Origin of the sequence: Rhodococcus sp. MS13 (assembly GCF_013277835.1) — a bacterium.
GTDB lineage: Bacteria > Actinomycetota > Actinomycetes > Mycobacteriales > Mycobacteriaceae > Rhodococcus_F > Rhodococcus_F erythropolis.
This window is the reverse complement of sequence record NZ_VBTL01000006.1, coordinates 75,302-94,541: the sequence shown is the minus strand read 5'-3', so window position 1 is coordinate 94,541 and position 19,240 is coordinate 75,302. Positions and strand designations below refer to the sequence as shown.

Below are 19,240 nucleotides of genomic sequence, written 5' to 3'. Positions count from 1 at the left end.
CATCTTTGGTGCGATCATCCTTGGTGCACACGCCCCCAACGCGCACCCTGCCGCGCCGAGTATCGGTTCAGGACTCCTCGGCCGGGGTCACCGGACTCGCCGCAAGTGTGACCACGACCTGACACCCGCCCTGTCCGCTGTCACCGATCCGTACCGAACCTCGTTGGGCGGCAACGATTTCCGTAACAATCGCCAAGCCGAGACCCGAACCGCCGAGGTTGCGTTCACGGGAATTGTCGAGTCGCACGAACCGTTCGAGGACTCGGTCCCGATCTGGCTGCGGGATGCCCGGGCCGTCGTCGGAAACGATGACCTGCGCGGTGTCCCCATACTGCATTACCTGCGCATGGACAGTCTGTGCCGCAAATCGGATGGCGTTGTCGATGAGGTTGCGCACTACTCGCTCGAGCTGAGTGCGGTCGCCGCAGATCCGCACAGGGCTCAACGCGGCCGTGATCGTCTTCTCGGTCCCACCGCGAGCGCGGTGGACTTCGGCGTCCACGACGTCGTCGAGGTCCACGTCGCCGAGACGCAGGGGTAGACCGTGTTCGTCGGCGCGTGCGAGCAACAGCAGGTCGTCGACCAGTAGATGCATGCGTGTGACCTCGGGTAGCAATGTTTCGCGTACGAGTTCGTGATCGAGCAGTTCTGGGCGGGCGTCCGCCAGCTCCAAGGCAAGGGTGAGGGTGGTCAATGGGTTTCGTAGCTCGTGGGACGCGTCTGCGACGAATCGGCGTTGCGCGGTGTGGCCGGCGTCGATTCGGGTGAGCATGTCGTTCATGGTCCGGGCCAACGCCGTGATCTCGTCGCGGGGCGTGGGCACCGGAATCCGTTCACCGAGGTCGTTACTCGAGATGGCGGCGACCTGGGTGCGGATGTGTTCGACCGATCGCAGCGAACGCCGTACCAGTGTGTAGGTCGCTACTGCGGCGACGAGAGCGATGACCGGGCCACCGAGGGCGAGGAGCCCACCTACGGTGGCGACGGTGGCTTCCACCGATTCTGCGCTCACCGCGACGAGGACGGTGTAATCGGTTGCGCCGCTGGAGGCTCCCTGCGCGGTGATCCGGAGATCTGTCCCATGGTCGGTCGGCCCGGACAGTCCCCGCGCCGGCGGCCCACCAGTGGGCGGGCGCGTATCGGTCGCCGGGGCGCCGGGGTCGGGGTCCGATGTCCGCACGACCTGCCCTGTCGGATCGATGACTTGGACGAGGACGATGCGTTGATTGGTGCCGAACAACTCACTGTCGAGGTCTGTGGGTGAGTCCGACTGCAGGCTGGTGGTGATGTCCTGGGCTCGGATGGTCGCGGCGTCGTCGAGGGCCGAGAGCAGGGCCCGGTCCAGTACGAACAGCAACGCCGCCGCCCCGAGCGCCAGGGCGATGGTCACGACACCGGCCGCAGCCAGTGCAGACCGGATCGCCAGTCCCCACACCGAGGGTCTGAGCCATTCGGGTACCGACCTCATGCGGTCATCATCCGCTCGCGCGGTCCTCTGCGGCGTCGATGACAACAATCCGATCGGCGAATATCTGACGGTTAAGCGCGGTCACAGAACGCGCATTCCGGCCGGATAGCTCGACGGCCATATGAAGGCGTTGACGAGCAGGTTGTCGATTGGGGATTCGCGCTGTTCACCGTCACAGGTCGCTGTCTATGTGCATCAGCTCTTCACCGTCCGCGGTCGAGACGTTGGCCTGTTGGCCGGCCGGCTGGGTTGTTCTCTGCCGTCGTGACCGCAGACCATTGATCAGCAGCGGCGCGACAGAGAGGAACACGATCACTATCAGAATCACTTCGATGTGACTACGGACGAATCCGATTCCGCCGAGCAGGTACCCCAGTGTCGGCACCCCGATTCCCCAGACGGTGCCGCCGATGACGTTGTAGACGGCGAAGGTGCGGTACTTCATCCCCGATGCGCCGGCCATGACCGGCGCGATCGTGCGGGCAACGGGGACGAAGCGGGCCAACAAAATTGTGCGCGGGCCGTAGCGGTCGAAGAACCGCCGCGACTGCTCGAGTTGTTTCGGGCCGATCCGTCTGGCACTGGGCCGATGAAATACTGCCGCCCCTGCCTTCCGTCCGATCAGGAAGCCGAGTTGATCGCCGACGATCGCAGCGATCGGGATGGTGAGCAGCAGCAACCACAGCGGGGCGAACGGATGCGGCTGCGCGGCGAAGACTCCGGCAGTGAACAGCAACGAGTCGCCCGGCAGGAAGAACCCGACGAGCAGGCCCGTTTCGATGACGACGGCGCCGAGGACGCCGAGCAACCCCAGGGTGCCCAGCAGTGTCGAAGCGTCCAATATTCCAGGCCCCAATGCCACGTTCATGCTGGTTGTCCCATCGTCGTCGGGTTGTTGCGGTCCCGGGCAGCGCTCCTCGGGTCCAACGCTCTGGTGCGCCGGTCGTGGGAGCGGGCCATCCAGCTCGTGTAGATCGCGCCGCCGATCACCGCGGCGAGGCCGCCGAGGAGCATGCCGCCGATCACATCGCTGAGCCAGTGTTCACCGAGGTACAGGCGAGTCACCGACACCACCACCGCCACGACTGCGGCCGTCACCAGCAACAACGCCCGCCGGGCCGGAGACCAGGCATACCCGAGCAGGAGAGCGGCCGTCATGAACAACGCCATCGCCCCCGTCGCATGCCCGGACGGAAAGGAATAGTCCGTCTCGAGCAGGACCTGGGACGCGATCGGGGGACGAGCCCGCCCGACAACGGATTTCGTCACGGTCGAGACCAGCCCAGCCGCACCGACCGTCCCGATAAGAATCAGCGCGGGGATCGGCGAGCGGGCTCGCCGGGACAGCACCGCACCGATCACGACCGCAAGGACGATAGTGCCCACCGGCCCGCCGGCGTCGGTAACAGCGATAGCCGGCCCGGTCACCCAGTCCGAGCGGCGCCCGGAGAACCAACCCAAGACCGCCGGGTCCGCGCTGGTCAACCAGTCTCCAGCTTTTACCTGATACGCCAGCGCGACAAACGCCGCCGCCAATCCGGCGCCCTGCAGGCAGATCAGCGCCGTTCCGGCCGAGCGGCGAGTTCCTGGCAGGCTCCGCCAAAGCGAGGCACCCGAAAACAGCGCCACTCCCCCGACCAACACGGCCAGAGCGATCGCGGCTGCAGCGCCTTGATGTATGCCGGACACCAAATCGTGGGCCCTCCCGACCAGGTTCATACGGACCGACGCACCGTGCCCCGCCGCCGATACCAATGACAGCGAATGTGGCTCCACTTCTTTCACCCCATCAGTATCGAAGTCGGCAGCTGTGGAGCCGCTGAGAATGGGACACCGATCACGCCCTTCCGGCCGGGCAGGACTGTCGGCACGAATAGGTGCGCGGCCTCTCTCAGGGCGTTTTCAGCATCGTCTCTCTACGGTCGGATCTGTGAGTGAGACAACGAGATCTGAAGCTGCCACGACCCGGCGAGTGATGCTGAGTAAGGTCCCCGAGATCACGGTCTGGTTCTGGGTCATCAAGATCCTGTGCACCACTGTCGGGGAAAGTTTCGCCGACTGGATCAACATGACCTTGGGTCTAGGCCTGAACGCGACCGCCCTCATTTTCACGGTGGTACTTGCCGTTGTCCTGGTGTGGCAGTTGCGCCTCAACCGCTACGTGCCGTTCGTCTACTGGCTGGCGGTGGTGGTGCTCAGCGTCGCCGGCACGCTCTACACCGACATCCTGACCGACGATCTGGGTGTGCCACTTGCGGTGAGTACGAGCGTCTTCGCCGCGGCCCTGGCTGTGGTTTTCGGTGTCTGGTTCGCCCGTGAAGGGACCTTGTCGATTCACAGCATCGTCTCGGTGCCGCGGGAGTTGTTCTACTGGCTTGCTGTTCTGGTCACGTTCGCCCTCGGCACTGCCGCGGGTGATTGGACACTCGAGATCACCGGATGGGGGCCCGGCATCTCGGTCCTGTTGCCTGCCGGGTTGATCGTCTTGATCGTGATCGGCTGGCGGCTGGGCGCGAACGCAGTGCTCTCCTTCTGGCTCGCGTACGTGCTGACCCGTCCGCTCGGCGCCAACCTCGGCGACTGGGTTGCGTCCTCGTCCACCGATCGTGGTCTCGGTGCAGGTACAGCTCTCACCAGCGCTATTTTCCTCCTCGCGATTGTGGCGACGGTCGTCTATCTCACGATTACCCGCCGCGACGTCGTCACCGAACCCGAATCCGAACCCGCACGCCCTGCCGCCGACACGCCGCCTCGGGGACGCGAACGGATCATGCTCGGCTACTACGCCGCAGTCGCCGTCGCGGCCGGTGCACTGCTCGTCTGGGCCTCCGCCCAGCCGCACGAGGCCCTGGCGAGCGAAGAGGAAACCGGCACGACCGCGGCGAGCGCGACCCTCACGCCGGGGCAGGTCAGCGCCGTGTTCCCATCCACAGACATCGCCAACTTCCGCGCCATCACGCAGGACACGCTGACAAAGGTGCAAGCCGGTGACCACACCGGCGCAGTTGCACGGATCAAAGACCTCGAAACCGCATGGGACGACGACGAAACATCTCTGCGCCCCCTCGACGCGACTGTCTGGGGTGCACTCGACGGCCGGATCGACAGCGTCCTCAAATCGGTTCGGGCCAGCACACCCGATCCGACTAACGAAACCCGAACTCTCACCGCATTGTTGACCGAACTTCAGTAGACGACCACACGCTGCACACGTAGCCCCGCAGTCGGCGGTCCACAAGAGCACAGTCAAAGGAGCTCCGCGTCAACGTCTCCCGCCCGAGAAGGAGCAGGAATGCTGAGAGCCTCGACAACGGTCACGACGAGGACGCCTCACGTCACGCGTGGTTTCATACGCGCACGACGAGGATTCTCGTCCTTGTCGCGCGGCGAATCCCCCGGAGTCCGTAGCAGCTGATTTCACGGGCTCGTCGATCAATGAGCGAACTTTCCAGAGATGGTGCTGATCGACTGCACGGCTACGCGTTCAGGGTTTTCTCAGGAGCAGACTGGCATCGTTGTCGACGGCGGTCGCGCTCCGCATTCACACGCATGCGCGCCCGCTCAGAAGCCCGTCCGGGTGCCGAAGGTCGGGCGGGCTTCTCCCGTGGCGCAGGATTGTTCAGGCTGTCAAGCCCACACGCGTCGCCAACCATGGAAGGGACTGTTCCAGCCCTGGCCCCCACACGTACCACGAGTGCCCGCCGGGAAGTTCGAGATACCGAACGGCCATACCGGCAGCGGTCGTCGCGTCAAGCACATGACGAGCCTGGGGAAGGTCCGGATCCTCCTCTCCTGCAACGATTGTGCCGGTACTGGTCTTGAAGTCTTCGCGGTTGAGGACATCGAGAGGGTTGAATTTGCTGAACGCCTCACCGTTTCCGTCGAACACGCGATCCACGGTCAGCTCACGCGAGCCGAGGCTGGGTTCGTCTTCTCCGGTGATGTCCACGAAAGTCGGATAGACCGTAGGCGCGTTCACCCCCAGCACGAGCGCACACGTTCCGCCCGCGGAGAATCCTCCGACTGCCCAGTGACCGTGATCGGGGTCGACTTGTAAGTTCGTTTCGATCCACGCGGGGACGTCGACACTGAGATAGGTGAAGGCGTTCGCGGTGGGCGAGTCCATGCACAGAGGTTGCGAGAACTGATCGCCCAGTGAATCGGCCACCACGATGACAGGCGCCAAACCTGAATGATCGTGCGCGTAGGCATCTGCAACCTCGTTCAGCCGCCCGCCGTCGAACCAATCTCGTGGAGTTCCGGGTTGGCCGGGCACCAACACGAGTACCGGCAATTGCGCCCGTGGGGTGGCCAAGTATGCCGGCGGAAGATAAATCCAGGCGTCGCGGGCGCGGAATCCCGAGACCGTTCCCGCAATCTCGACGGTAGTGACCACGCCGTTCTCGGGCATGTCCGAAGGCGGGGACCACACTGCGCCGAGCGATGCACCGGAACTCGCGGTGACGAGGGTTTCAGTGCGGCCGGGGACGTGGTCGAAGTCGATTTCGTCAGCAAGGCTGACGCCGAGAACGCCGCGCATGGTCGGGTATGTTCCGAACTCTTGATTGACCTGCGCCACGCCGCAGACTGCTATCGCACCGACTGCGACCATTGCGAGGCCTTTCATCGCCCACGACGTTCGGCGAAGCAGTGCGAGCGAGCAGGCGGCGAAGAGAATCCCCACCCACAACAACGCAACAGCAGGAACAGCGTCCGGAAACGGCTTCCAGATCGTGTTCACTCCCACCGACAAGGCGATTGCCGCAACAACACCGATCCCTAAGCTCAACGGCACACGAGCGAGCCACCACCGTCGTCCACGTCCGCTCAGCAGCCACACCAACGCGGACCATCCCAGTGCGAGAATAAGTATCCGAACGGGTCCGTCGATCAGCGATATGTCCAGCAACACGATCACTCCTGCAGTTCCGGCATCCGTTCGCGGCGACCACTGTAAGGGATGTAGATGACACTGACATGACCCCGCAACGTGAATTCGCCACGCGGACCGCTGACAGCTGGGAAACCCTCCCCCGCGACCGATCGCCGCCGAGTTGGTAACCACCAGTGAGGCAGCTACCGGAACATGGAAGGTAGCAGACCGCGATTACATACTGTTCCCTCACTGACACAACAGCTCTCACCGTCAACAGGAGCGTATCGGCGCTGTGATCGGTGAGGGCCGAGCCCACCACCGCGCCAAAAGCACGCGTAGAGCGCCCCGAAGCGGCCATTGTTGCACTCATCGAACCGCGCTGATCTCGACCTCTGCGGACGACGACGCGGGTTGTTTTTTCACGAACGTATCGCTCGAGGTGACGGAAGCCCACTGTCGACAGCAAGCCGTGGTGCACCGCGTGGGCGTCGCCGAGCTGAATTCGCCCGTCGGCGTCCGTGGTACGTATCGCGGATGGCGTTCACGACCCGTCGAACTTCGCCGCAGTCGTCATCGAAGAAACCGACAGCGAAAAGACCGAAGACTGTTGCGGAGTCGGCTCCGACAACGTGATGTAGAAGAAGTCGCGACGGTCCGGCGCCAGATACCGATTCGGGTCTTGTTGAATATCAGGCATCAGGGTGGTCGGAGCCAACACACCCGACATGTCGGGCACCCACGACGAGAACATCGTCATCCCGGAATGGATGTCGAGTTCCATACCGGTGACGGCGCCGGCGTCCACCAGTGCGCGGGCAAGAGTCGACAAGTTCATCGCGCCACCGGCGATGTAGATCAGATCACCGGAAGCAGTGGTTCCGAGGGCCGAGCGCTGGGTGTACTGCAGCTGATTCTGTGCCGAGCCCCACCGATTGTCACTGTTGACATCCAAACCCTCCACCGCCGCACCGTGATCGACGATCAGTGCGAGATTTTGACGAACCGCGCTGATCGAGGGTCCCATTGCGTCGTCACGCCCCCATTGTTCGACTCTCAGATGGCCGGCACTGTCTACAACGGCGGACGCCTGCCCATCACGCAGTGGCCGATACGCGGTTCCATCGAGGTAGAAACCGCCATCGATATCGTTCATCTTGAATCCCGAGTTGAACACCGCCACCAAACTCGGGATGTCAGTGGCTGGCACGTGCGCATCGCCCGGGGCATCACCACCGGGTTGGCTCGTGCCGGGCACAAGATGCGCGCTCACCGCGGCATATGCAACGATCGCCACGCCGGCCACGACGCTTCGATGTTCAGGATCGGGTTGAAATACCGACGTGTACGACCTGGTGACCCCGTGGACGTCTGCACGCCCCGAGGTCCACACCGGTGCGCTTTGCCCAGGCACCGACGGAAGCACCGCTAGGTGAATCGCCGTCGTATCGGAACCACCCGGAATCGCAACTGGGGCAACGTACTGATGCAGGTCGGGTTGACTGTCGCTCGGCGGCGCTGCATATCGCCAATTCTCGTAGGCATCGAGAAGGCGTCCACCACCGTTGTCTCTGATCCAGGACGACGTCTTGTCCGTCCATGTGGCATATCCGGGCGCGAGCAACGCCCTGCCGTAGGACATCGACAGCAACGCGAGCGTCACCGCGAAAACGATGCCCGTCATCCTCGCGGCCCGGCGGATCCGACCCGCGCGCGGTCGCGTAGCTCCACCCGACTGCTCTCTCGTTCGCAGGACAACCATCACTGTTCCTAACTGCCCCGATGCCTCCTTTCATCCTGCGCCCGGCAACCTGAAGCCTCGCTGAAGATCTCGCCACCGCATGCGCCATCGAGGCGCCCTCGCGACCTCTCCGCCGACCTCGCACCGCCACGAATCGCGCACGGAGAAGACGCCAGACTGGACCGGAGACCTCACGCAAGTGCCGTGCCATCGAACTGCGCGCCCCTGGCATTCAGCGTTCCTTCAGAAGCAGCTGCGTAGCGTCGGCACTGGTTCGTCGAACTCACTGAGGATGAGCCGCTGGCGGGTGGTGCACCCAATTTCAGAGGGTTGGGTGCACCACCTGCTTCGGGGTTCGGGCGAGGTGAGATCAGTGATCACACCGGCACCACCTGCCGGGCAACGTCCCTCGGATGGGGTGAGACGACTGGTGAGCCATGCCGACAGCTCACCACGTCACAGTCTTTCGGAAACAACGTTTTTCGTGCTTCTGGTCTGATTTGATGTGGAGATGAACAAGGCCTATGCCTCGGCACTCGTCTTGGTCTGTGCATCACTTGTAGCCGGATGCGGATCGACCGATGCACCCACGATCCCCGCTCAGCCAACCTCGAGCGCTCCCTCATCGCCCCTGGCGACCCCCGAGATGCAGGACTCGGGGAAGTACGGGATCTTGGTGCCAGGAGTCGCCACCAATCCAACGCACATGGGTGCCGAATCGATCAGCTTCGACCTTCCAGGAATGAGCTTCGACGAGGCGGTGCGATGGATGGAAGCGCACCTGCCCCTGGACGAGGATATCGACGGAATGATGCCGTGTGGCGCGAAGCGATCGGCGGGGATGCACAGTTGGTACTGGCGTGGCGGTGTGGACGCACCAATGGTTTCCGTAACAGTGTTCGATGCACCCATCACCCAGGTCGGGATCTTCGGTGGAAGCGATCCAGGGGGATGTTGAGGGACGATCATCTCGGAGCCGTAGGTTCGGGAGACGTCCATATGCGCGCTGGCTGGCGACTTCGAGGGTCGCGACGTCTGGGCTCGGGCCGCCGATCGGTTTGCCGCCGTCGCTCGGCGGCGCGGCCTACAGACCTGAGGAATGTCTCTGAAGTTCCACGCAAAAAGAAGTATTCGGTGGATGTCTCGCGGCCGGGTCTTGGCCTGTCTCCGCTGACGACCTCACACTCGAAGAACGGCTTTCGTGAATTGCCAATTGTTGTTCTGGTTCGAAGTCATCGCCTCAACGATCCTCAGAACAATGCGTTCCCACATCGTCCCTCGGGGCTGAATTTCACTCGATCCTGTCGGAGCGTACACCTAAGGGCCGATACCTAAGGGCTCGAATCGCCAAATCGGGGTATCACGTATGGGTCGCAACAGAATCCATCAAATATTCACGATGACGATGAACGTGATCCGCCCCCTTCTGCAGTCATCTCGCGAGCAACCACGTCCATGCAAGTCGCGATACAGGTTCTGCACGTGGCGCATTCGGACGCATCGACGCTTCTGTCCGAATCACGAACAACCCCCGTGGTGGGGTCCGTGTTCTTACCCCCTCTCGTCGAGCGATACGGACCCGGCCGCACCGTGCGCATCAGCCCTGCCGTATGAGCAAAGGATCTCCCTGTTGGTAATGGGGAATTCGTTCTGGTGATCGCATCGTGCCGCGGCACTGATTCGACGAGGTAAAAGGGGATGGCGCCTATTCGAGTCCGGCACAGATGCCGGCTACATCGACCTCGAGTGTTCGATCGTCTGCTTCCGCCCGTCCTGAGCGAGCAATCCGAACTGACAGGCGCACAATGACGAACTATGAATCGTGGAAGCAAGAATCGGTGGCATCTGCATCCTGGAGTCCGAACGGGTTCGGAGTTGACCCGCGGAGAGCGTGCGGCCGATGTGGTCCGCAACGGCATGGGGTCGTGGCCGTTTGTCTTCGTGTTCGTCGCGATCATGGGGATCTGGGCAGGGTTCAACGGCAATACCGGTTTTGATCCCTACCCGTTCATTCTGCTGAATCTGTTTTTGTCGATGCTTGCCGGCATGCAGGGAGCGATTCTGTTGATCTCGGCGAAACGGGCGGATGCCATCAGTAGTGAAGTTGCGATTCACACACTCGACAACACCAATCAACTCCGACAGTTGATCGAGGCGAACACGGCCCTGACCGAGACCGTCGCGGAGCTCTCGCGGGAAATCCACAAACATGTCTGCATTCCGGAACACACCGCACGCTGACCGTCACGATCTCGTGTCCAGCGCGAGCAGCGGCGTGTCCGGGCTGGCCACGAGAGCATCTGCGGTTGCGGACAGGGTCTTGGCGAAGAGGGTGGCGGTGGCTGCGTCGAAGAGATCGGCGGAGTAGACGAGTGCCGCCTCGATCCCGGCGGGTTCACCGGTTTCGTCGAACACTTCGGCGAAGTGAAAATGAAGGTCACACTTGGCGATGTCGAGTGGCCGCGGCGTGACCTCGAAGGTCAGCCCGTCGGATTCGAGCACTGCGGCGGGGAAGTTTTCGAACGACATTGCGACTTGGAAGAACGGGTGCAGCGACGCGTGGCGAGGAGGATCGAGGTAGTCGACCAGTCGCTCGAACTGGATGTCACTGTGGTCGTGGGCCAACAGTTCTACTCGGCGGCACTGCGCTACAAGTGAGTCGAAGTCCGCCGTAACGTCGACGTGGGTGCGAAGCACGAGTGTGTTCACGAACATGCCCACGAGGTCGTCGAGTTTCGGATGGCCCCGGCCGGCGATCGGGCTTCCGATGACGATGTTGTGGTCACCGGAGAGAGCACTCAGTGTCGCCGCTAATGCGGCGTGAACGACCGTGAACATCCCGGTCTCGGCTCGCTTTGCAGACGCCGTCAGCCCGCGATGAGTCTCGGGATCGAGCAAGAATTCGACTCGCCCGGCCCCGAACGTCCATATCGAGGGTCGAGTGTGGTCGAGTGGCAGGGAAATCTCGCTCGGTGCCCCGTCGAGAACGGTCGCCCAGTGTTCGAGTTGACCGACAGTGAGGTCGGTAGGCGCCTCTTGCGCCCCCAGAATTGCCGTGCGCCACTTGGCGTAGTCCGAGTACCGCACCGCGGTCTCCGGCCACGTCGGGTGCGTGTTCCGCGCGCGAGCCTCGTATGCGATGGACAAGTCGCGCGCGAGGATGGCGAGGGACCATCCATCTGCCGCGATGTGATGGATAACCGCCGCCAACAGATGATCGTCGCGACCGTATGCACATACGATCAAGCGAATGGGGATCTCGGACCGCACATCGAAACCCTCCGAGAGCGTCTGGTGAACGATCGATTCTGCATCGCTCGAATTCCCTTCGACCACTGGAAGTCCACGCGGAATCCGGTCCGGATTCACTACTAGCGGGCTGGGCGAACCCGCGACATCCGGATACACGGTTCGAAGTGTTTCGTGCCTGACCATTACGTCATGCACGGCCGAAGCCAATGCGTCGTGGTCGAGTCTGCCGCGCACGCGAATTGTGAAGGGCAGGTTGTACAGAGCAGGAGAGGTGGGTTCTCGACCGATGTATTCCTGTGCGGGTGAAAGCAGCGGCGTCGAGGCGTCGACGGCCTGTTCCAGTGGTGGCACCCGTCCGATGTGTTGGCCGAAGGAACTCGCGAGCGCGGCGGCGCTCGGTGAGTCGAACAGATCACGAACACCGAGGTTTATGCCGAAATCGGCGTTGAGGCGGCCGATCACTCGCGTTGCAGACAATGAGTCTCCCCCGAGATCGAAGAACGAATCGTTGTGGCCGATCTCGGTGGCCGTGAGCACTTCCTCGAAGGTACGGATGATGCGGGACTCGATCGGTGTTGCGACCCGTACCGCTTCTCTCCGCTCGAAGGTAGGAGCGGGGAGCGCGCCCCGATCGACTTTCTTGTTCGTGGTGAGTGGAACCGCGTCGATGCGAATCATGACTACCGGGATCATGTATTCCGGCAACTTCTGTGTCAGAAGGCGTTCGATACTCGCGTCCGAGTCCATGATTCCCGAGTGCAGTTTCACGTAACTCACCAGCGCCGGCGAACCGTTGGCCAGATCGCGGACTAACGTCGTGGCGAACTCGACCGACGGGTGGGCGTACAGGACGGAATCGATCTCACCGAGTTCGATTCGGCGCCCACGCACCTTCACCTGATCGTCTGTGCGGCCGAGGAATTCGAGTTGGGCGTCGTCTGTCCATCGGACCCGATCGCCGCTTCGGAACATGCGCTGCCCCGCTGAAAGTGTGGACGCAACGAAACGCGCAGCCGTCTCCCCCGCTCTCCCCTCGTATCCTCTGGCCAAACCAGGCCCCGACAGGTAGAGCTCCCCCGCGGCCCCGGTGGACAACGGCTCGAGCGATGCGTCGAGAACCACCGCCTCGACTCCGTGCATGAGCCGCCCGAGTGTCACACGATCGTCGACGTTCAAGACGTCGGTGATGGTGACACTGCATGTCGCCTCGGTAGGGCCGTACGCGCTTCGAACACGCACGAACGGCGCCCACCGGCGCATCAGGTCGTGCGGTAATTTCTCGCCACCGACTATCAGGAATTTCAAGCAGCGCACCCGTTCCGGAGCCAATGTTGCGAGCGCCGAAGGTGTTACGAGTAGATGTGTCACGGCATGACGGCGGATGAGGTCTTCCAGCTCGAATCCACCAACGGTCTCGGGTGGGCAGATCACCGACGAGGCGCCGAACAGAGCGGGAGCGAGCATCTCTACGACAGAGGTGTCAAAACTGGTTGAAGCACAATGCATTACGACAGAGCGTGAATCGAGCTCGTATTTCTCGTTAATGTCGGTAGCCAAATTGGCCAGGCCACGGTGAGTGACCGACACCGCTTTGGGCTGGCCCGTGGAGCCGGAGGTGAAGATCATGTAAGCCCGATGATCGGCATGTGCGGGCTCGGCGTCGAAGGACGGCCCGAAAGCATCGGGGTGACGGTCCAAAAACAGCCACTCGAGGTCGTACGGCAACGAATTTCGCAGCCCGAAAGTCGTGAGCCCGATCTTCGGTTTGCATACACCGAGCATGTCCACGACCCGTTCGGCGGGGTGGGCCGGATCGATCGGTACGTATGTGGCTCCCACTCGCGCCACAGCCCACATTGCCAGGACCGATTCGATGGATCGCGGGATCGCCACGACGACAACATCATCGGGGCCCACATCGGCGGACTTCAAATGCCGACTCCAGATCTCCGCCATCCGATCGAGGTGCCGGTAGGTCCATGACCGATCACTGTCGGAGATCGCAACCGAATCGGCAGCGTGGTTCACTGCGGAACGCAGAAGAGAATCAAGACTTCTGGGCTCGACCGAAAGCTCGCCACGCGCCGGCGTCGTGGCTCCCAGCTCGATATCCGTCCACAGAGGCGGAGCAGGATGATCCGGCGGCGTGTCGACGAAGGCCTCGAGGAACCGAACGAATCGATCATGGTGCGCAGAAAGTTCGGCAGAGCTGTACAGCGCACCGTTGGCCTCGAGATCGACTCGAATGTTCCCTGTGCAACCGGGGTAGACGTTGACCGCAATATCGTCGACCGGTCCGGTCGTGAGTATCTCGACGTGACCTCGTACCGCGCCCAAGGTCAGGGTCCTGTCGAACAACATGATGTTGACGACCGGACCGAACGCTTGCACGTTCGACTGCCCTCGGCCGTCAGTCAGAGCGGAGATGTCCTCCCGGCGGTAACGTTGGTGCCGAAGTGCCTCGCTCAGTGCGCTTTCGACAACGCATACCGCCGAGGAGGGGGTCGATGCACCCACTCCGTGAAGTACCAGAGGAACCACGTTCGACATCGCCCCTGGCAACGATCTCGACGCAGCAGTCACTCGTCCGGATACCGGCAGCGACAAACACAGGTCGTCGACACCACACATCAGCGCGACGTATGACGCGAACGCCGATATCACGGTTGCTGCCGAGAGATCGGACAGTGGCACTGTGCCACTCGCTCGCAGCGTACTTCCCCGAGAAGTGCCCATCACACTCGTGCTCAAGGACGGAGGTGAAGGAACTGACCGGAGTTTCTCGTGCCAGAATTCTCGATCGCGGACACAGCGTTGTGATTCTCGGTATCGGCTTTCCTGGCGGGCAACCGCCGCCGCGCGATCCGCCACAACCGAGTCGACCTGATCCGGCGACACCGGACCAGCGGACAGATAGATCTCGGCGGTGCGGCGCATCAGAAGTGCAGCGGAGTAACCGTCGAGTGCGATGTGATGCGCACGGTAGTACCAGAACCAGCGATGAGGACCGACCTGCAACAGATTTGCGACGGCGAGGGCAGTATCCGAATCGAGAGTTGCCGTGCACCACTCTCGATTCATCCACGTCATCGCTGCCTCGACGGGATCGTCGTATCGACGAAAATCCAGCCTTCCGCCGACCAGTGTCTTACCAGGGTCTTCGTCCAATTCCGGCACTCCATCCGTCACACGCAGACGAAGGCCCGCAACGCCGAACTCACGGTGCGCGGCGACTGTCGATGATTCCAGCCGAGATGCGTCCAGTTCACCGTTCAGATCAACGAACTGAGCTATGACAAACGGCGTCGCCGGGTCAAGGGACTGAGCGAACCACAACGAGCGTTGTGCGGCTGTCAACGGCGTCATCGTCTCGCTCGGATCACGACGATCTCCTCGGTGACCTGGTCAGGGTCGATGACGCCGATCGACTCCAGGTATCGCCTGCGCGACAGCAAGACCGGGCCGAAAGGAATCGAGATCCTCGAGACTACCGATGCCTCGAGTTCGTGGTCGGCAAACAGTTCGACGGTGCGATCGATGCCGCTGAGTGCGGACTGGATCAGCAATATCGTGCCCTCGTTCCGCAGGACACCCGGTGCCGCCGCACATATGCGATCGAGCAACAGGCGCCCGTCGTTGCCACCGTCCCAACTACGAGCACGGCCGGAGCGCGGCGCACGATCGCCCTCAGTAGGAACATAAGGCGGGTTCGAGACGACAAGGTCGAATCGACGACCGTGAAACGGGGCCAGGAGATCTCCGTGACGAACGCGGATTCTGTGACCGCGGAGTCGCCCGTTCATCCAGGTGCACACCGCGGCACGTCGTGAGATATCCACGGCGAAAACCGTTCCCGCCCCGGCCTTGGCCGCACACACACTCAGCGCACCACTACCGGAGCACAAATCGAGAACCTGAGAAGACGCATCCAACTTCTCGGCGCGTACTGCGTCAGAGATAAGACGAGTATCGCTCTGAGGCGCATAGACACCGGGAAATCGAATCATCACACTGCGCTCCTGCCGTGGACTTACTCGGTGGATGTCTACGACTGCTCCTGCCAGACTGCCTTCGCTCCGCTCTCACCGATCCGATAGACCTGAACCATCGAACCCACTGCCGCGACAACTGCCATCGCCGCTATCGCAACTGTCACGACTCGGAGCAGCGTCGAACTGTCGGACAGTGAAGTTCGTGCGCTTCGCCACTCGGAGAATCTATTGGTATGCAGGACCCACCACGTCGCCGCAAACACGAACACCGCAATGGACCAGATCAGAAGTTGATCACCGAGCTCGGCGTGAATCTCGATCAACTCGCTGTGAGGCGAATTGTGTTCGAGCCATTCACCTGCATCGGTGGTGATCGGTACGAGTATCAACGTGACGAGGGCGATGGCCGGTGGAAAAATCCCGAGCCTACGCCGGGCACTCGGCCACAGAACGGAGCAGAGAACCAGAACCGCCGAGAGCGGAACCAACACGACAACGAAATGAACGAGAAGCGGGTGGGCAGGTAGTCCGCCGATCGTGGTCAGGCCCATGTCGACCAACGTAGGCAGAATTTCTTGGAGAGTTCTGGGACCCTGCTCGAACGTGCTCGGTGTCAACGAGCCACCGGCAGCACAATCTCGAAGGACGAGCCGACATCCGGTGTCGATTCGACGAAGACTTTCCCTCGGTGCGCGTGCGCGATCTCGCGAACCAAGGACAATCCGATGCCATATCGCCGGCTACCGACGGGTTGAGTCGGGCCATGTGAGAATCGGTCGAACAGAACCGGAACCGCTTCAGGTTCGATTCCGATTCCCGTATCGCTCACGCGGATTCTGACGTGGTCGCGATCTCGTTCGACGCGGAGAAGGACGTGCCCTCCCGGACGCTCGTGAGCAAGCGCATTGTCGACAAGCGCGAGAACCGCTCGGCGCAAAGCCGATTCGATCCCCAAGACCATTGGCTCTCCAGTCCCGGCCTTACTCACGTCGACAGCAATGCCAGATTTCTGAGCATGATCGGCAACGCTGTCACGGACCTTCTCACACACTGCCGCCATGTCCACCCGATTCCGGGGTTGTCCGCTGTCGTCCATCGATGCGGCCATCAACAGGTCCTCGATGACTTCGCCGAGGGCCCGAGTGTCATCCACCAGCCCGTTGAGCTGCGAAACAAGCTCAGACGACTCGAGCGAGTCTCCTCGCCTGGCCAAAAGTTGTGCACGGGTGTGCAGTACGGTCAACGGCGCACGTAGTTCGTGCGACGCATCGGCGACAAAACGACGTTGCAGCTCGAGCGCCTGCGTCAGCGGCTGAATCGCACGTCGGGACAACAACACCACCACGCCCACAGATGCAGCAATTCCGGTGAGTTCGGCAAATCCGAGAGCAAGAAGTAATCGCTGCCTTCCTGATTCATAGGGCTCGAGTGCCGCGACCACGACGACGCGACCTTCCGCACCGTCGGACACGAGGGCCCTGAAGTTACTGTCACCATCGGTGAAATCCGAATACCCAGCAGGCGAATCCAAAAGATCTGCGGTCCCGGTGGGGGCATGCACGCTCACGGTCTCCACGCCACCATTGGAACGAAAGGCCAGCGACATACCGGGTGGCGGATCGTCAGCATCATCTGCTGTGGCTGCGACCTCGGTCAGTGCAGAACGAATCTGACGATCCTGCGCCCGCGCATAACCGACATAGGACACCGCTCCGACGATCAGCAACACGGCACCGAGAGCAATGGCCGCCTGTACCGCAGCCGAACGTCCGGCTCGCCGCAGACGCGCCTCGTCACCGAACCCGATCCCAGACGACGGCCCGTCCGTGATTTTGCTGCGGACAATCATGATCCGAGCCGGTAGCCGAGTCCGTGGACCGTGGCAACGACATCCCTGCCCAGTTTCCGCCTGAGATAATGAACATAGGTGTCAACGGTGCCCGGAGTATCTGCACTTCCGAACACACGTCCCAGAAGCTGAGTCCGAGAAAAAACTTGCCCAGGCGATGCGCACAGAAATCCGAGCAGTTCACTCTCTCGTTCGGACAACGAGGTCACCGATCCGGACTCGGTGTCGGTAGCCGTCCGGTTCGCACGATCGATTTCCCACCTACCGACCACGGTCGACACAACGGCGGTTCGGCGACGCAACAGGGCACGTACTCGAGCCAACAACTCGGGAATCTCGAATGGTTTGACCAAGTAGTCCTCGGCACCGGCATCGAGTCCCTCCACACGATCGGCAACCGAACCGCGAGCAGTGAGGATCAACGACGGGACTGAGCAATCCCTCGCCCGAAGGGTTCTGAGCAACTCCACGCCGTCGATGACCGGTACCCCACGATCGAAAACGAAAGCATCGTAGGTGCGAGTCAACGCCAGATGCAGACCGACTTGTCCGTCGTGAGCCACGTCGACCTCGTACCCTTCCTCCTCGAAGAGGTCCGCGAGCATGCCAGCCAATTGCCGGTCGTCCTCGACAAGAAGAATTCGTGGTTTCGTGCCCATACCTGCGAGCCTGCCACGTCCGCTGTGAGAACTCTCCAAGATTGCAGCGCGATCGCGGAACTCGGAGCTCTCCAACGGCACGACCGATTCCCAGCAGCTCCACAGCAGACATGCAGCCCTGGACAAGCACCTCGGCCGATTGTTGAGTTCTCATTCAAACCTTCGACATCGCCTCGTCACTCCATTGCGTCTGCAAGTCCGCGGGAAACCTGCCCGACGTAATCAGATGGCTCTCAACGTTTTCACAGCTGCCACGGCGAAGACTGGCAGTATGTCTGGAACCCTCGACACGGTGCGTGTGCTCGTGACAGAAGTTCGGACCGAGTCAGCGACCGCGGAGGTCGCGCTCTGGACGATCTCGATCTCGGTCGCGGCGTACGTCGGTGCAGTGGGCGCAGGCCGGAAAGCCCGCGCGCGCGGAGCTGACGCGCTCTCGGCGGCACACGGTTGGGGCGCAATGCGGTTCGCGGCGTTGTTAGCGATGTTCGCCCTCGTGACGGTTCAGGCCAGCGCAGCGGGTTGGTTGACCGGGGCGGACGCTGCGACGCTCGATTGGAGTCTCGCGCATCGGTTCGGCGCCGTGACGTTGGTGGCAGTGGTGATCACCCAGCCCGCCAGTCCGCTCGGGCTCGCGGTCATTGCAGTGGCATCCGCGGCTCTGGTGTCGTGGCGTCGGCGATCGTGGGCACCGGGGATACTCATCGTGGGCACGGTGGCGGCCGCGGCGGCGGCAAGCACCATCACGACGATGATCGTCGGGCGCTCGCGGCCACCAGCGACTGCCGAACTCGTCACCGGGGTCGATTGGTCGTATCCGTCGGAGCATGTGACCGGGATCGTTGCCCTTGCCGGGGCGCTGTGGGTTGTGTACGGCGCTCGTGTGCGGACCACTTCTGTCCGCGTTGGTGTCGGGGCTGCGGTCGTGTTCGTGGTGACCGTTGTCACAGGGACTGTGCTCTACCTCGGCGCGTGCTGGTTGACCGATGTGTTCGCTGGCGTGCTGCTCGGCGCGGCGGTCGCTACTGCCGCGTCAGTGGTTGCCAAGGTTTTCACGGTCAGGCACCTGCCGGCCGCCTTTGTCCCCACCGACGATCTCCTTTCGCAGGACAATCGCCGACCGTCCTTGCCTGGTGAGTCCGGATACCGCGCAGTGGAATCAAGGGATCGGCCACGGACTTCGGCCGGAATCGACCAGGTGATCTCATGCCCGCACTCACAAACCGACTCGTCGATTGTCAGGTCCGGCTCCGTGCGGCACCGGCCGAGAACCACCTGTCCGCCGTGGTCCTCCGAAGTCCTGCTCGCGGCGCTAGACGGGGCGGCACCAGAATGCCTCGGCCCGAAAGCACTGGACCGACGTGCATCACCCGTTTGATCGTCGATCGTCCACGAAATCAACAGTTCCC

14 protein-coding genes are annotated in these 19,240 nt (G+C 62.3%); 4 read left to right on the top strand and 10 right to left on the bottom strand.

Translation table 11 applies throughout. The features are described 5' to 3' along the window. Positions 1-67 precede the first annotated feature (67 nt). The 3 genes from FEZ59_RS14090 to FEZ59_RS14080 all read right to left on the bottom strand — a co-directional run bounded on the left by FEZ59_RS14090 (position 68) and on the right by FEZ59_RS14080 (position 3,253). Positions 68-1,468: a HAMP domain-containing sensor histidine kinase gene (locus FEZ59_RS14090; RefSeq protein ID WP_172932802.1), complete on the bottom strand. Its 1,401-nt coding sequence runs from the start codon at positions 1,466-1,468 to the stop codon at positions 68-70. Between the two features lie 172 nt (positions 1,469-1,640). Then, positions 1,641-2,336: a DedA family protein gene (locus FEZ59_RS14085; RefSeq protein ID WP_082239162.1), complete on the bottom strand. Its 696-nt coding sequence runs from the start codon at positions 2,334-2,336 to the stop codon at positions 1,641-1,643. Continuing rightward, a complete protein-coding gene (locus FEZ59_RS14080) occupies positions 2,333-3,253 on the bottom strand; it encodes a phosphatase PAP2 family protein (RefSeq protein WP_238588018.1) in 921 nt (306 codons plus the stop codon). The genes FEZ59_RS14085 and FEZ59_RS14080 overlap by 4 nt, the downstream gene beginning before the upstream one ends. A gap of 145 nt (positions 3,254-3,398) precedes the next feature. Here FEZ59_RS14080 and FEZ59_RS14075 point away from each other — a divergent pair, with 145 nt between their 5' ends. Further along, the gene (locus tag FEZ59_RS14075) at positions 3,399-4,661 is read left to right on the top strand and encodes a hypothetical protein (protein ID WP_050656558.1); all 1,263 of its coding nucleotides are present in this window, start codon (positions 3,399-3,401) and stop codon (positions 4,659-4,661) included. A 426-nt stretch (positions 4,662-5,087) separates the two neighbouring features. On the opposite strand, the gene FEZ59_RS14070 is transcribed toward FEZ59_RS14075, so the two are convergent. Further along, complete coding sequence (locus FEZ59_RS14070; protein ID WP_042922099.1) at positions 5,088-6,380, bottom strand: alpha/beta hydrolase-fold protein; 1,293 nt, start codon at positions 6,378-6,380, stop codon at positions 5,088-5,090. Between the two features lie 505 nt (positions 6,381-6,885). Further along, positions 6,886-8,025, bottom strand: a complete 1,140-nt coding sequence (locus tag FEZ59_RS14065) for a phosphodiester glycosidase family protein (RefSeq protein ID WP_050656556.1) — start codon at positions 8,023-8,025, stop codon at positions 6,886-6,888. A 568-nt stretch (positions 8,026-8,593) separates the two neighbouring features. Between FEZ59_RS14065 and FEZ59_RS14060 the strand changes: the two genes are divergently transcribed. Beyond that, positions 8,594-9,040, top strand: coding sequence for a hypothetical protein (locus FEZ59_RS14060; protein ID WP_128637924.1), 447 nt, complete (start codon positions 8,594-8,596; stop codon positions 9,038-9,040). A gap of 857 nt (positions 9,041-9,897) precedes the next feature. Further along, positions 9,898-10,323 carry a DUF1003 domain-containing protein gene (locus FEZ59_RS14055; RefSeq protein WP_172932801.1) on the top strand — a complete coding sequence of 142 codons (426 nt, stop codon included), beginning with the start codon at positions 9,898-9,900 and terminating at the stop codon, positions 10,321-10,323. A 3-nt stretch (positions 10,324-10,326) separates the two neighbouring features. Here FEZ59_RS14055 and FEZ59_RS14050 read toward each other — a convergent pair whose 3' ends face one another. From FEZ59_RS14050 to FEZ59_RS14030, 5 genes are all read right to left on the bottom strand, one after another. Then, a complete protein-coding gene (locus FEZ59_RS14050) occupies positions 10,327-14,700 on the bottom strand; it encodes a non-ribosomal peptide synthetase (protein ID WP_172932800.1) in 4,374 nt (1,457 codons plus the stop codon). Next, complete coding sequence (locus FEZ59_RS14045; protein WP_050656553.1) at positions 14,697-15,344, bottom strand: HemK2/MTQ2 family protein methyltransferase; 648 nt, start codon at positions 15,342-15,344, stop codon at positions 14,697-14,699. Before FEZ59_RS14045 ends, FEZ59_RS14050 begins: the two co-directional genes overlap by 4 nt. Before the next feature lie 35 nt (positions 15,345-15,379). Continuing rightward, positions 15,380-15,877, bottom strand: coding sequence for a DUF2231 domain-containing protein (locus tag FEZ59_RS14040; protein ID WP_050656572.1), 498 nt, complete (start codon positions 15,875-15,877; stop codon positions 15,380-15,382). A 62-nt stretch (positions 15,878-15,939) separates the two neighbouring features. Then, positions 15,940-17,175, bottom strand: a complete 1,236-nt coding sequence (locus FEZ59_RS14035; RefSeq protein WP_050656552.1) for a HAMP domain-containing sensor histidine kinase — start codon at positions 17,173-17,175, stop codon at positions 15,940-15,942. Then, positions 17,172-17,834, bottom strand: a complete 663-nt coding sequence (locus tag FEZ59_RS14030) for a response regulator transcription factor (protein WP_172932799.1) — start codon at positions 17,832-17,834, stop codon at positions 17,172-17,174. The genes FEZ59_RS14035 and FEZ59_RS14030 overlap by 4 nt, the downstream gene beginning before the upstream one ends. 271 nt (positions 17,835-18,105) lie before the next feature. Here FEZ59_RS14030 and FEZ59_RS14025 point away from each other — a divergent pair, with 271 nt between their 5' ends. After that, complete coding sequence (locus FEZ59_RS14025) at positions 18,106-19,209, top strand: phosphatase PAP2 family protein (RefSeq protein WP_172932798.1); 1,104 nt, start codon at positions 18,106-18,108, stop codon at positions 19,207-19,209. Positions 19,210-19,240: the final 31 nt, after the last annotated feature.